The organism is Pseudomonas sp. PHC1 (genome assembly GCF_046487845.1).
Taxonomy (GTDB): Bacteria; Pseudomonadota; Gammaproteobacteria; order Pseudomonadales; family Pseudomonadaceae; genus Aquipseudomonas; species Aquipseudomonas sputi.
In genome coordinates this window covers 17,497-30,806 of sequence record NZ_JBJXHJ010000030.1, presented here as the reverse complement: position 1 = coordinate 30,806, position 13,310 = coordinate 17,497, and the positions used below count along the sequence as shown (strand labels likewise).

At 59.3% G+C, this 13,310-nt stretch carries 14 protein-coding genes; 10 read left to right on the top strand and 4 right to left on the bottom strand.

What is annotated here, in order from left to right:
* The first annotated feature begins 31 nt into the window (after window positions 1-31).
* The 3 genes from fdhD to ACKJSM_RS26430 all read left to right on the top strand — a co-directional run bounded on the left by fdhD (window position 32) and on the right by ACKJSM_RS26430 (window position 3,984).
* Window positions 32-871, top strand: a complete 840-nt coding sequence (fdhD, locus tag ACKJSM_RS26440; RefSeq protein WP_410239296.1) for a formate dehydrogenase accessory sulfurtransferase FdhD — start codon at window positions 32-34, stop codon at window positions 869-871.
* Window positions 868-3,216 carry an FdhF/YdeP family oxidoreductase gene (locus tag ACKJSM_RS26435; protein ID WP_410239295.1) on the top strand — a complete coding sequence of 783 codons (2,349 nt, stop codon included), beginning with the start codon at window positions 868-870 and terminating at the stop codon, window positions 3,214-3,216. Before fdhD ends, ACKJSM_RS26435 begins: the two co-directional genes overlap by 4 nt.
* A 288-nt stretch (window positions 3,217-3,504) precedes the next feature.
* A complete protein-coding gene (locus tag ACKJSM_RS26430) occupies window positions 3,505-3,984 on the top strand; it encodes a YMGG-like glycine zipper-containing protein (RefSeq protein WP_085698021.1) in 480 nt (159 codons plus the stop codon).
* 65 nt (window positions 3,985-4,049) lie between these two features.
* On the opposite strand, the gene ACKJSM_RS26425 is transcribed toward ACKJSM_RS26430, so the two are convergent.
* The 3 genes from ACKJSM_RS26425 to ACKJSM_RS26415 all read right to left on the bottom strand — a co-directional run bounded on the left by ACKJSM_RS26425 (window position 4,050) and on the right by ACKJSM_RS26415 (window position 7,774).
* On the bottom strand, window positions 4,050-4,481 hold the full coding sequence (locus ACKJSM_RS26425; RefSeq protein ID WP_410239294.1) for an acyl-CoA thioesterase: 432 nt from the start codon (window positions 4,479-4,481) through the stop codon (window positions 4,050-4,052).
* 31 nt (window positions 4,482-4,512) lie between these two features.
* Window positions 4,513-5,736, bottom strand: coding sequence for a 3-hydroxyacyl-CoA dehydrogenase NAD-binding domain-containing protein (locus tag ACKJSM_RS26420; RefSeq protein ID WP_410239293.1), 1,224 nt, complete (start codon window positions 5,734-5,736; stop codon window positions 4,513-4,515).
* Between the two features lie 109 nt (window positions 5,737-5,845).
* A complete protein-coding gene (locus ACKJSM_RS26415; protein WP_410239292.1) occupies window positions 5,846-7,774 on the bottom strand; it encodes an ATP-dependent DNA helicase RecQ in 1,929 nt (642 codons plus the stop codon).
* A 234-nt stretch (window positions 7,775-8,008) separates the two neighbouring features.
* On the opposite strand from ACKJSM_RS26415, the gene ACKJSM_RS26410 reads away from it, so the two are divergent.
* Window positions 8,009-8,143, top strand: a complete 135-nt coding sequence (locus tag ACKJSM_RS26410) for a hypothetical protein (RefSeq protein ID WP_410239291.1) — start codon at window positions 8,009-8,011, stop codon at window positions 8,141-8,143.
* A 17-nt stretch (window positions 8,144-8,160) separates the two neighbouring features.
* Here the strand turns inward: ACKJSM_RS26410 and ACKJSM_RS26405 are convergent, their stop codons facing one another.
* A complete protein-coding gene (locus tag ACKJSM_RS26405) occupies window positions 8,161-8,664 on the bottom strand; it encodes a polysaccharide deacetylase (RefSeq protein ID WP_410239290.1) in 504 nt (167 codons plus the stop codon).
* A gap of 301 nt (window positions 8,665-8,965) precedes the next feature.
* Here ACKJSM_RS26405 and ACKJSM_RS26400 point away from each other — a divergent pair, with 301 nt between their 5' ends.
* From ACKJSM_RS26400 to ACKJSM_RS26375, 6 genes are all read left to right on the top strand, one after another.
* The gene (locus ACKJSM_RS26400; protein ID WP_236181338.1) at window positions 8,966-9,247 is read left to right on the top strand and encodes a hypothetical protein; all 282 of its coding nucleotides are present in this window, start codon (window positions 8,966-8,968) and stop codon (window positions 9,245-9,247) included.
* Window positions 9,248-9,349: 102 nt separating this feature from the next.
* On the top strand, window positions 9,350-10,477 hold the full coding sequence (locus tag ACKJSM_RS26395) for a hypothetical protein (RefSeq protein ID WP_410239306.1): 1,128 nt from the start codon (window positions 9,350-9,352) through the stop codon (window positions 10,475-10,477).
* Between the two features lie 346 nt (window positions 10,478-10,823).
* Window positions 10,824-11,123: a hypothetical protein gene (locus ACKJSM_RS26390; protein ID WP_039764593.1), complete on the top strand. Its 300-nt coding sequence runs from the start codon at window positions 10,824-10,826 to the stop codon at window positions 11,121-11,123.
* 75 nt (window positions 11,124-11,198) lie between these two features.
* Window positions 11,199-11,363: a hypothetical protein gene (locus ACKJSM_RS26385; RefSeq protein WP_410239289.1), complete on the top strand. Its 165-nt coding sequence runs from the start codon at window positions 11,199-11,201 to the stop codon at window positions 11,361-11,363.
* A 149-nt stretch (window positions 11,364-11,512) separates the two neighbouring features.
* Window positions 11,513-11,992, top strand: coding sequence for a helix-turn-helix domain-containing protein (locus ACKJSM_RS26380; RefSeq protein WP_410239305.1), 480 nt, complete (start codon window positions 11,513-11,515; stop codon window positions 11,990-11,992).
* Window positions 11,989-13,260, top strand: a complete 1,272-nt coding sequence (locus tag ACKJSM_RS26375; RefSeq protein WP_410239288.1) for a type II toxin-antitoxin system HipA family toxin — start codon at window positions 11,989-11,991, stop codon at window positions 13,258-13,260. Before ACKJSM_RS26380 ends, ACKJSM_RS26375 begins: the two co-directional genes overlap by 4 nt.
* Window positions 13,261-13,310 lie beyond the last annotated feature (50 nt).

Below are 13,310 nucleotides of genomic sequence, written 5' to 3'. Positions count from 1 at the left end.
TCTTAACGTTGATCAATCCGTCGGTGATGCCATGAACGCCAAGCGCCCGGCCTGCGCGGCGCCTGCTCTCGAAACGCCCGCGCCTGCTGCCAGTCAGACCTACAGTTACAGCGATCTCCCCCTCACGGAATCGGCCAGCACCGCGCTGGCCGAAGAAGTCGCGTTGGCGATTGCCTACAACGGCATCAGTCAGGCCGTGATGCTGGTGACGCCGACCGACCTTGAGGACTTCATCGTCGGCTTCAGCCTCGGCAGCGGCATCATCGAAGACGCCTCGGACATCTACGACCTGCAACTGAGCGGTTCAGGCTCGGCGCAATACGCGCAAGTGACCATCGCCAACCGCGCCTTCTGGAACCTCAAGCAGCAGCGGCGGCAACTGGCCGGCACCAGTGGTTGCGGGTTGTGCGGCGTGGAGGCGGTTGAACAGGCACTGCCTGATCTCAAGGTTTTGCCCGGCGCCCCCTTGCCGCCCATCGAATGGCTCGACGGTCTGCGCCAGCGCATCGGTGCGTTCCAGCCGCTGGGCCAGCATTGCGGTGCGGTGCACGCAGCGGTGTTCATGAACGCCAGCGGTGAATTGCTGCTGGGCCGCGAAGACATCGGCCGGCACAACGCCCTCGACAAGCTGATCGGCGGCCTGATCCGGCAAAAGATATCCACAGCCGACGGCCTGGCGATAGTCACCAGCCGTTGCAGCCTCGAATTGATCCAGAAAGTCCTGCGGGCCGGGATTCAGACCCTGGTCAGCCTGTCCGCGCCCACCGGTCTCGCCGTGCAATGGGCGCGACGCCACAACCTCAATCTCATCCACCTGCCGCAGAAGAATGCGCCGCGGGTGTATAGCCCAGAAATGGAGAAACACCCGTGAGCCAACATCATCAAGCCGACCAGAAACCCGTTCCGCGCTACAAGCCTTACAAGGGCCCGGCCGGTGGCTGGGGCGCCCTGATCAGCGTGGCCCAGGCCTGGCTGACCAGCGACAACGCGCTGAAAAACCTGCGCATGATGCTCAAGACCAACCAGAACGGCGGCTTCGACTGCCCGGGCTGCGCCTGGGGCGATTCGCCGGAAAGCGGCATGGTCAAATTCTGCGAGAACGGCGCTAAGGCGGTGAACTGGGAAGCGACCAAGCGGCGAGTGGACGGCAAGTTCTTCGCCAAGCACAGCGTCACCTCGTTGCTGGAACAGAGCGACTACTGGCTCGAGTATCAGGGTCGTCTGACCGAGCCGCTGGTGTATGACGCTGAAACCGATCGCTATAAACCCATCAGTTGGGACGATGCCTACGCGCTGATCGGCAAACACCTGCAAGCGCTGTCGAGCCCGGATCAGGCCGAGTTCTACACCTCGGGCCGCGCCAGCAATGAAGCGGCGTACCTGTATCAACTGTTCGTGCGCGCCTTCGGCACCAACAACTTCCCCGACTGCTCGAACATGTGCCACGAGGCCAGCGGCGTGGCGCTGGCGCAGAGTGTCGGCGTCGGCAAAGGCACCGTGACCTTCGACGACTTCGAACACGCCGATGCGATTTTTGTCTGGGGCCAGAACCCGGGCACCAACCACCCACGCATGCTTGAACCCCTGCGCGAAGCGGTGAAACGCGGCGCCCAGGTGGTGTGCGTCAACCCGCTGAAAGAGCGCGGCCTGGAACGCTTCCAGCATCCACAGCACCCGTTGGAAATGCTCACCAACGGCGACAAACCGACCAACACCGCATACTTCCGCCCCGCGCTGGGCGGCGACATGGCGGTGCTGCGCGGCATGGCCAAGTTCCTGCTGCAATGGGAGCGCGATGCACAGAAGTCTGGCGCACCGGCGGTGTTCGATCACGACTTCCTCAATGAGCACAGCGTCGACGTGCTGGAATACCTCGGTGTCGTCGACGATACGCCGTGGGAGCAGATCGTCGCGCAGTCCGGCCTGTCCCTGGTGGAAATCGAACAGGCGGCGCGCATGTACGCCAAAGGCAAGAACGTGATCATGTGCTGGGCGATGGGCATCACCCAGCATCGCCACTCGGTGCCGACCATCCAGGAAATCGCCAACCTGATGCTGCTGCGCGGCAACATCGGCAAGCCTGGCGCCGGTCTGTGCCCGGTGCGCGGCCACAGTAACGTGCAGGGCGATCGCACCATGGGCATCAACGAGCGTCCACCGGTGGCGTTCCTCGATGCCCTGGAGCGTCGCTTCCAGTTCAAGGTACCGCGCCACAACGGGCATAACGTGGTCGAAGCGATTCACGCGATGGCTGAAGGTCGCGCCAAGGTGTTCATCGGCCTGGGCGGCAACTTTGCCCAAGCCACGCCGGACAGCCCGCGCACCTTCCAGGCCCTGAGCAACTGTGACCTGACCGTGCAGATCAGCACCAAGCTCAATCGCAGCCATCTGGCCCACGGCAAGGACGCGCTGATCCTGCCGTGCCTGGGCCGTACCGACATCGACATCCAGACCGAAGGCCCGCAAGCCGTCACCGTGGAAGACTCGTTCAGCATGGTGCACGCCTCCAACGGCCAATTGCAGCCGCTGTCGAACCAGATGCGCTCGGAGCCGTCGATCATCGCCGGCATCGCCGCCGCGACCCTGGGCAGCAAACCGGTGGACTGGAACTGGCTGGTGGCCGACTACCGGCGCATCCGCGAGCTGATCGCCGACACCATTCCGGGCTTCAAGGATTTCAACGAGAAGGTCAAGAACCCGGGTGGTTTCTACCTCGGCAACAGCGCCGGTGCGCGCAAGTGGAACACCACCTCGGGCCGGGCCAACTTCAAGCCGAACATGCTGCCCAAGGACCTGATCCACGAACGCACCCGCGCCACCGGAAAATTGCCGGACCTGATCCTGCAATCGATGCGCTCTCACGATCAGTACAACACCACCATCTACGGCCTCGACGATCGTTATCGCGGAGTGAAGGGACAGCGTGACGTGCTGTTCGCCAACGAGGCGGACATCATTCGTCTGGGCTTCAAGCCGGGGCAGAAGGCTGACATCGTGTCGCTTTGGGACGATGGCCGCGAACGCCGGGTGAAAGGCTTCACGCTGCTGGCGTTCGATATTCCTGCAGGGCAGGCAGCCGCTTACTACCCCGAGGTGAACCCGTTGGTGCCGCTGGAAAGCACCGGGGACGGCAGCCATACGCCGACGTCGAAGTTCATTGCCATTCGCCTGGAAGCGGCGAGTGAAACGGGGCTGATCATGGCCAAATCGGCCTGACCCTGATCGTTCCCACGCTCTGCGTGGGGACGCAGCCTTGGACGCTCTGCGTCCGCAAATCGGACTCGATATATCTCGAACACTCTTTTCAAACGCCCACAAAAAAGGCCGCTTTGCTAACAAAGCGGCCTGTCTGAAGTAGCTAAAGACCGGCGAAAAACCGTAAAGTTCCGCCCAAAAATCAGTAACTTGCAGAAATGCATACAGGTCGTGTTATTCGTCGGATTTCGATTGTCACACCCCATCCAGAGCCTCAGGATCGCGCCGTCATCCCTTTGAGGCTCCTCTATGAAGTTCTCCTCGATTCTCTTGTTGTCCCTTGGCCTGGTCAGTGGCTTCGCTTCTGCCGGAGGCACCACCGAAGCAGGTGTGGGCGGCGCATTGGGCGGGGTTCTTGGCTCGGTCGTCGGTCAATCGTTAGGTGGCAGCACAGGTTCAACCATTGGCGCAGCCCTGGGCGGCGCGGGTGGTAGTGCGGTGGGCGCCGACAAGCGCAGCCGTGGCGAAGCAGCCATCGGCGGTGCGCTGGGCGCAGCCGGCGGCAACGTGGTCGGCCGCAGCATGGGCGGCACCACCGGCAGCCTGATCGGCGCAGCAGCCGGCGGTGGCGCGGGTGGCGCGCTGGGTAACTACATGGGCAACAAGAGCGATGACGATGATCGTCGTTACGATCGTCGCCATGATGATCGTCGCTACTACCGCGACCGTCACCCAGGTCGTGGTCATGCCTATGGCCATCGCAAGCACCACCGCTATTACCGCGACTGAGGCCAGGCCTCATCGACCGGTACACCCAGATCGCAGCTCCCCCGGGCTGCGATTTTTTTTGCCCGTCAAACCGCCAGGCGTTCCAGCGCTTCGCGCAATCGGGCCGGGATCGCCACCGGCTGATTGGACGTCCGGTCGACAAACACATGCACGAAGCGCCCGGCGGCACAGGCCTCGTCTTCGTCAGCCTTGAACACCGCCAGTTCGTATTGCACCGAACTGTTACCCAGCTTGCCGACCCGCAGGCCGATCTCGATTCGATCCGGAAAAGCGATCGACGCGAAGTAGTCGCAAGACGAACTCACCACAAACCCCACCACCTCGCCGTCATGAATATCCAGCCCTCCAACCTGGATCAGGTAGGTGTTCACCGCCGTGTCGAAGAAGCTGTAATAGGTGACGTTGTTGACGTGGCCATAGGCGTCATTGTCATGCCAGCGCGTAGTAATCGGCTGGAAGTGCGGGTAATCGCTGCGTTGCGGCATCGGGTTGGACATCAGTGTCGATTCCTGAAGTGATCTGCCCAGTCTAAAGGTAAAAACCCTTGCCTCGCGCCGCCAGCTCGCCGATCAATGGCGCCGGCCGCCAGTGATCGCCCTGCCGGGTCTCCAGCGCCAGCAAGCGCTTGTGAATGTCGGCCAGCCCCTGATCATCCGCCCAGGCCATCGGCCCGCCCCGTTCCGCCGGGAAGCCGTAGCCATTCAGATAGACCTGATCGATGTCATGCGCCGATTCGGCAATCCCTTCCTGCAGGATCTTCGCACCCTCGTTGACCAACGCCAGCAGGCACCGCTCAAGGATCTCCTCGGAGCCGATATCCCGGCGATGAAAGCCCAGCCCTTCGCTGACGCTCAACACCAGCGCATCGACTTCTGGATCATGCTCGGCCTGACGACTGCCGGGCTCGTAGTGGTAGTAGCCGTTGCCGGACTTCTGACCGAAGCGGCCCAACTCGCACAGACGGTTATCCACTTGAACCTCAGGTGCATCCTGCCCCTTGCCCGCCAGTTCGCGGGCACGCCACTCAAGATCGATACCGACCACGTCGTACATGCGAAACGGCCCCATGGCAAAACCGAAGCTCTGCAACGCCGCATCGACCTGGTGCGGGTACGCCCCTTCGAGCAACATCTTGCGCGCTTCGAGCACATACGGATGCAGCATGCGGTTGCCGATAAAACCGTGGCAGTTGCCCGACACCACACTGACCTTGCCCATGCGCTTGCCCAGCTCAAGCGCAGCCTCAAGCACAGCCGGAGAAGTTTGTGCGCCACGGACTATTTCCAGCAATTTCATGATGTGCGCCGGGCTGAAGAAATGCAGGCCCAGCACTTGAGCCGGTCGCCGTGTCGCGGCGGCAATGGCGTCGATGTCCAGCGCCGAAGTATTGCTCGCCAGCAGCGCCTCGGGCTTCAGCACGCCATCGAGCTCGCGGAAGATCTTCTGCTTGAGCTCGAGGTTTTCGTACACCGCTTCGATCACCAGATCGACATTACGGATCGCCACGTAGTCCGCCGCCGCACTCACACGGGCGATCCGGGCATCGGCCTCGGCCTGATCAATCCGCCCCTGCCGCACGTTGTGCGCATAGGTCTCGGCCACGGTGACCAGCGCCTGCTCGAGCATCTGTGGATTGTTATCGACCCACTGCACGGGTACGCCGGCATTGGCCAGGCACATGACAATGCCGCGGCCCATGGTGCCGGCGCCGATCACGGCGGCCTGCTGTATAGCGAAGGATGTCTGGCTCATGTTGTTCTCTTGTTGGCGATCCGAAGACAGCCATCACCATAGTCAGCCACCGGGCATTTTTGAAGTTCATTACCGTGATGATCGACATTCAGCAGATGGATTCGCAATCTCAAAGATGCGTCTGAGCCCAGGCCCGAACCTCGGCGTAGGGATATTCCTCCAGCGCCGCAAATCCGGAAATGGCCCGCGCCTTGAGTTTGGTAAATAGCGGCACGCTGATTCCGCACAGGAACCGGGTCAGCCGCTCGGCCGACGGAGCACTGCCGGTCAGTTGTTGATGCCTGTGGATAAACTCCCCACACAACGCTGCAAAACTTTTATCCACAAGCGCTGGTAACTCCGGAGGTGCCGGGAGCCGGGCGACTTGCCCGTGGCACACAGAACAATGTCCGCACTGCTCGGGCGCATTGTGATCGCCAAAATAGTCGGCTAACCGGTAACCGAGACATCGCTCGGTGGCGAACAGCTCAAGCATGGCGTGAATCCGCGCCACTTCGGTTTGCTCATGACGGGTGAAATAGCCATGCAGTTCAGCGCTCAAGGCCTGGCTGTCGAAGTCGTCGCGCAGGACGTTGTAGACCTCGGTCATCTGCTTGCTTTCAAGCTCGACCCAGCCCTTTTCCTGGAAGTAGTCCAGCGCCTTCACCACCCGATTGCGTTCGGCCGAATACTGCTCGTACATCGCCTCGAAATTCACCGTGGCCCAAGTGCGCGCGCGGCTTGAGGTCTGGATGATCGCAGCGACGAAATCCCTGCGCTCGCCCTCGAAACGCTCAAGCAACGCATCCGGTTCCAACAGGTATTTGAAACGGTATTCAGCGTAGTACGCGTAGCGCGGGGCAATCAGTCCTCGCAACTCCAGCTGCACCAGCAACGTCTTCAAAGGCAACGAGCGAATGTTGCTCTGGTCCGCCAGCGGCCCGAGCAGAAATTCCCACTGGCCTTCCGGCGCGGCGGCCTGCAACTCGTCCAGCACATGACGAATGCCGTCCTGTTCCGGCGTGTCGCCATACACAAAGTTCTCCAGCACGTTGAGGCTGTCGCGGTTGGCCAGTACCAGGCAGTCGGACGGTTGCCCGTCACGTCCGGCGCGGCCGATTTCCTGGCTGTAGTTTTCGATGGATTTGGGCAGGTCGAAATGCACAACGTTGCGGATGTCGCTCTTGTCGATGCCCATGCCGAAGGCAATGGTGGCGACGATGCAATTGGACAGCCCACCCATGAAGCGCTTCTGGATGGCGTCCCGTTGCTCATGGGGCAATCCGGCGTGGTAAGCCTCGCCCTGAATGCCATTGCGCTCAAGGTGTTCGGCAATCTGCTCGGCGGTTTTCTGCAGAGTGACGTAGACGATGCTCGACTGGCCCGCACGCTCGTTCATCCACTCCACCAGCCATCGGCGCTTGTCCTGCCCACGCACTGGTTCGACCAGCAGATTGAGGTTGGGCCGGTAGAAACCGGTGGTCACCACATCTTCTGCCGCGATGGCGAATTTCGTCTGCATGTCGGCGATGACCTTCGGCGTCGCCGTAGCGGTCAGCAACAGGGTCTGCGGGATATTGAACTGGTGCTGGTAGTCCGGCAGCTTGAGGTAGTCGGGGCGGAAATTGTGGCCCCATTCGGAGATGCAGTGCGCTTCGTCCACCACCAGCAGCGAAATCGGCACCTGCTGCAAAAAGTTGCGAAAGCGCTCGTTCTTCAGGCGCTCCACCGAAATCATCAGGATCTTCAGTTCGCCCGAACGGGCGCGGGCCATCACATCGTTGGCGTCTTCACGGCTCTGGGCCGAATCGATGCTGCCTGCGGATATCCCGTGCCGTCGCAAAAACTCGAGCTGATCCTGCATCAGCGCCAGCAGCGGTGAGACCACCAGCGTCAGATGCGGCAGCAAGAGCGCCGGAACCTGGTAACAAAGGGACTTGCCGGAGCCGGTGGGAAAGATCGCGGCTGCCGAGCGCCCGGCGAGAACAGCGCTGATCGCGGCCTCCTGACCGGGCCGAAACTGTGGATAACCGAAAACCTGTTCCAGGGTGTTGTGCATTCGCTGTCACTCCGTTGACCGCTGTCATGCCAACAGCCTAGCGGGCGATCGCAGCGGGTCGAGAAAAGGTCGGGGGGCAAATCGATACGGGATGATACAGGGTCGTCAGCGACGCCAAGGGATCAAACAAATGAAACACTTTGTTCATCGCCGCGTGAATCGACCCGAGGGTAATGTGCGTCACGCCTTGAGCCAGGACGGCCCATGCGCATGGATTTTTACCAAGGAGTGAACATGTCGAACACCTTCAAACTGCCCCTCGCCCTGATCCTGGCCTCCCTGCTGCTGGGAGGCTGTACGCCCTCTCCCGACAATTTTCCGCCGATCCTGGCCAGCGTCGTGACCCTCACCGAAGCGCCCTCGACGTAACCGCCGCAAGCGCTGTGTCAGGGCCGCAATACGGCTACCCGCAGTTGCTCATCCAGTACCCGCTCATGCACATCGAGGCTCTTGCTTGCCCATTGTGCATGAGCCGGGCTGATATCGCCGGTGAAGGCTGCCGCCAGTTGACGCAAGTCGGCAACGCTGCGCACCCGGGGGCAAAATGCTTGCCCGTCGCAGTGATTGCTGGCGTTGCGATAGGTGTTGAGCAAGCGATCCCACAGACCGTCGCGCACTTGCCTGATCGTCTTGAGCTGCATTTGCTGCACGCCCAGTCGTTGTGTGAGTTCCGGCTCGTCCAGGGCTTCGCTCGCCAACAGAGCCTTGCCGAAAACCAGCACCTCAGCGCGGGCAGCTGTGTCGATGTCGGCCTGAGTCGCAAGCGCGTCGGGCCAACCGGTGCGCTCCAGGTTGGCGAGCACCAACCCGTTGCCCGTGTCGGAGGCCAACGCCAGACGACAGCCACTCACCCACAGCAAAATGATCGAGGCCATTCGTAGCCACTGCATACCTAATTCCCTTTAAGTCTGTGTCGGACGCCTGAAAACGCCCTACGGATTCTGGCGCGCACCATACAGAGGTTTACTCTGAAACGCCTGATAATCACGTCGGAAAATTCGCCAATAAGGGTTTGGCTTTGAAAAACCGGAAAAACATGTAGGGCAAATGCCCATATCGTGGAAAAACCCTTACGAAATCTGTCCATTGCGGCCGTCTTGTCCCTGCGGTCAGCGCCCTTCTATAGTGGCCGGCGCGACTGAAACACTGTGTCGGCTCACCGAAGCGCTTCGTAAGGGACACACCTTGATCATGAATATGTACAAACCGCTGAATACCCGTTTTCGCCCTCTCAAGACTTGCGACAATGACCAACCGGTATTGGTTATCGACACCGAAGCAAAACCGGGCGACCTGCTCAATGCCGCCGATCAACGCCTGCGTGCCGCCAGCGATTTGCTGGAAACTCTTTACTGCTTGTGTTTCAAACAGGCCGATGTAAAAGACATCCCCAACATCGTCAATGCGCTTTATTTATTGACCCAGGACGGTTGTGATTTGCTGGACGTTGCCAGACAACGAATAAACAACTAACGCCGCCAGCCACACTTACAAAGTTCGCAACAACCCATCGCTTCCATTACAACAAAAATCGGAACTAGCTTGTCTGCTCTTACATCAACCAAGAGCAATAACATGACGACCCTAACTATTTTCTTCTGCGGTACAGGATCGACCAAGTTTGATAATGCACACGTTAACTATTGGAATGGGGAATTGGTCTCCACACTGGCCTCTCATCACACCGGACGCGAGTTCGCCGACTGGATCGTGGTCGACGGCCCCGGCACCAGCAACCTGCAAGCCGATGAACTGTTCACCCAATCCAAGGATTACGGGCTCAGCGGAACCTTGTTCGGCAAGGGCTGGGAGGAAAACGTCCAGCACGCGGTAAACATCATCAAAGGCCAATGCGACTGGCAGCGCCAGCAACTGACCGAGGCGGAGTACAACCGCCTCAAAGCCGCCGGCATCCCGATTGAAGATGTGAAAGTCGAAGGCTCCTGGCTGTGGCGTAAATATAACTATGGCGATCGCAGCGTCACGCAACAGAAGTTGCAGGAGCAAATTATCAAAACCTTTCGCAAAGACGGCGTTATTCCAACCAAAGTCAATCTGGTGGGCTGGAGTCGTGGCGGTATCAGTTGTCACATGCTGGCCAATGCCATGTTCAACGACCGCGCACTGAAAAATATTCCAGTGAATATCTTTGCCGTTGACCCGGTGCCAGGTATCGGTAACTTTCAGGAACACCGGGTGAAACTCAACACCAACGTAAAAGAGTATGTGGGGTTCTACGCTCGGGATGAACGTTCCAAGGGTTTCAGCTGCGTCATTCCGCAAACGGCGACCGGCACCAAGACCAGCATCTTCCCCATGCCCGGCCGTCACGCCACCCTGGTCGGTAACGCCTCCGCCGACGGCAACAGTGGTCCAAAAGTGCTGGCCGAACCCGGCCTCATCGTCCGCCACTTTGCCGAGGTCTGCCTGAAACGCTGGGGCACCGTCCTCGACAAGAACCTCAACCTCACCGACACCGACCTTCGCAACCACACCGCCGCCATCGTCAACGCGGCAGCGAAATACAAGGCCATGGAGAAGTGCTCCTACACCTGGTTCACCGAGCTGGATCAAGGCGAACGCTACGTATCGCTGGGCAGCAAAGGCGTGCCGTTCTCGACGGTCAAAGGCGCGATCTACACCCCGGCGACCGGGTTGACGACGAGTGTGCTGGATGTTGAAGGATATCGGGCGATTCGTTGAAAACGTGATTGATCTGTAGGAACCGCCTGCCCGAATCTGCATCCCGTTCCTACACGTGGCGGCGCCTTGTCTTCTATCGGCGCCAGTGGGCCGAAACCTATAGTTGTGACTGTCGCTGCCAATTCAGCGACTCGGGCTTGGTCACCCGAATGGATCATGCATTCGCGTCCGCTGTATGCTGCCGGCACTCAATTGCCAGTAGCGTTATGGTGGCTGTGTTTGGGACGCTTTCGAGCGTGCCGGGTATGTGCATGATCCTCACCGGTTGACCAACCCGAACACAGTCGCCTCCAGTCGCTTGGTCACGATGTGGTGGCTTCATTCGAAGCAATTGAGGATCTAAAAAATGAAATCATGGAACGAGCTCCACTCCAATCGCTACCGCCCACTCGACTCCAACCTCACCGACACCAAGCCCCTGGTCATCGACACCGAAGCCAACCCGCAAGACATCCTCGAATGCGCCGTCCAGCGCCTGCGCGCCTCAAGCGACCTGCTGCAAACTCTCTACTGCCTCTGCTTCAAACACGCCGATGTCGAAGACATCCCGCACATCACCCACGCGCTCTACCTTCTCACCAAAGACGGCTATGACCTGCTCCAGGTCGCCCAGCAGCGAATGCTCAACTGGAAAGCGCCGGCCTGAGGCTGAGTGAACGAATCGCTCTCAGGCGGTACCTGAGAGCGATGGAAAAAACGCAATCAAACAATGGAGATTCTCGTGAGCAAATTTTTTGATGAGCTGATGGAAAACGTCAAACAGGCGGATGAAATCTTTCGCCGCGAGCACGGAGACCTCAACTCGAAACCTGCTCCAAAGATGCCGCTGAAAATCGAAGAACATCTTCACAGCGCGCCGTGTCCTGACAATGACCAAGACAAATAAGTACCAAAATTCTGCTCATTAGCCATAAAAACAGCTGGAATACTTCCAATTAGGCGTTTCTGCCTCCAGTTGTCTTGCCGACTTTTCCTCTCAGCCTTAAGTGCTACTATTCTGGTAGTTAAGGCTAAAAAATGAAGGAATATTGGCACATGGCTAATAAGACAGCATCGCTCCTGCCGGCGACCTCCAGACTGCTTTCCGAGTTTGGCGAGCGCCTGAAGCTGGCTCGCCTGCGCCGCAAACTGACGGCCAAGCAAGTCGCAGAACGATCAGGCATGTCGCTGACAACGTTGCGCTCTCTGGAGTCCGGAGGCTCGGGGGTAACCATCGGTGCCTATCTGTCGGTCATGCAGGTACTCGGGCTGGAAAAGGACCTGAGTAAACTGGCCGAAGCCGATGAGATGGGGCGCCGATTGCAGGACGCACAATTGCTGCCTGGAGCAAAACCCCAGCGAGTACGCGGAACCTCCAGAATCAAGAAGTCACCTCTGGTCGGCGAAAAAAGTACACGAGTGGAGGAAGACAGCGCCTACATCGCCAGCCTGACCGAAGACTTTCCCCTCAACACCCACTCGCTTTCAGAACTGTTGAACAAGAAAAAAAGCGGCTCCAAAAAAGGTGAAGAATGACGCGAATTGCGGTTTATGCAGATTGGGAATCCTTGAATGGCGCAAGACGCCTCGGATTTCTGCATGCCAGAAAGGCCCGTGCTAACGAAGTGTTCGAGTTTGAGTACGATCCAGCCGCACTGGCCGATCCAGAGCTGAGCTTCATGAAGCTCGATCCCCGTATCAATCTTTTCGAAGGGCACCAGTTCCCCGGCGGGCACCAAACCCAGTTCGGCGCGTTTGCAGACTCAAGCCCCGATCGTTGGGGACGTTTACTGATGAAACGGCGTCTGGAGCGAGACATTCGCGACGGGCTGTTGCCAAGCGGCAGCAAGCTTTACGAATCCGACTGCCTACTGGGTGTACATGACCTCTTTCGCGTTGGAGGCCTGCGCTACAAGCTCAACGATGAAGGCAGTTTTCTTGATGACCGCGACGGCATAGCCGCCCCGCCGTTTCTGGAGTTGCGCGCACTGGAGCAAGCGAGCCGCGCGCTGGAAAACGATCCGGACAACACAGCACTTGAAGGACGCGAGTGGTTGAAAATGCTGATCGCACCCGGCGGCTCGCTGGGTGGCGCAAGACCCAAGGCCAGCGTCGCAGATCGGCACGGCCATCTGTGGATCGCCAAGTTTCCGAGCATTCGAGATGACTACGACGTCGGTGCCTGGGAAATGGTGGTGAATGCTCTGGCCAAGAACTGCGGGTTAAGAGTAGCGACTGGCACCGCTCAACGTTACGCAAGCCAGCACCACTGCTTCATGGTCAAGCGCTTTGACCGAAGCAAATCCGGTGGCCGCTTCCACTTCGCCTCAGCCATGACCATGACCGACCGCGTCGACGGTGACGATGCCTCGAACGGCGCCAGCTACATCGAACTGGCTCGAGTAATCATTGAACACGGCTCTGAAGTCGACACCGACCTGCGCGAGCTGTGGTCGCGAATCGTCTTCAACATCCTCGTTTCGAACACCGACGACCACTTGCGCAACCACGGATTCCTTCTCGATCCTGGTCGCGGGTGGAGGTTGTCTGAGGCTTACGACATGAATCCGGTGGCGAACGCGGATGGGTTGAAACTGAACATCACGGACTCTGATAACGCACTGGATCTGGACCTTGCTCGGGAAGTGGCGATTAACTTCCGGCTTGACCGAGAGGATGCCGACAAAATCATCAACGACTTCAAAGAGACCGTAACGCAGTGGCCGGAATTGGCTGGTGCGCTCGGCATTCCGAGACGTGAACAGGAAAGAATGGCCCCCGCATTCCAGCTGTCGGCATATTAAAAGCGACCGCAACTAATCCATCACCCACAAAAAAGCCGCCCTCAAGAGGC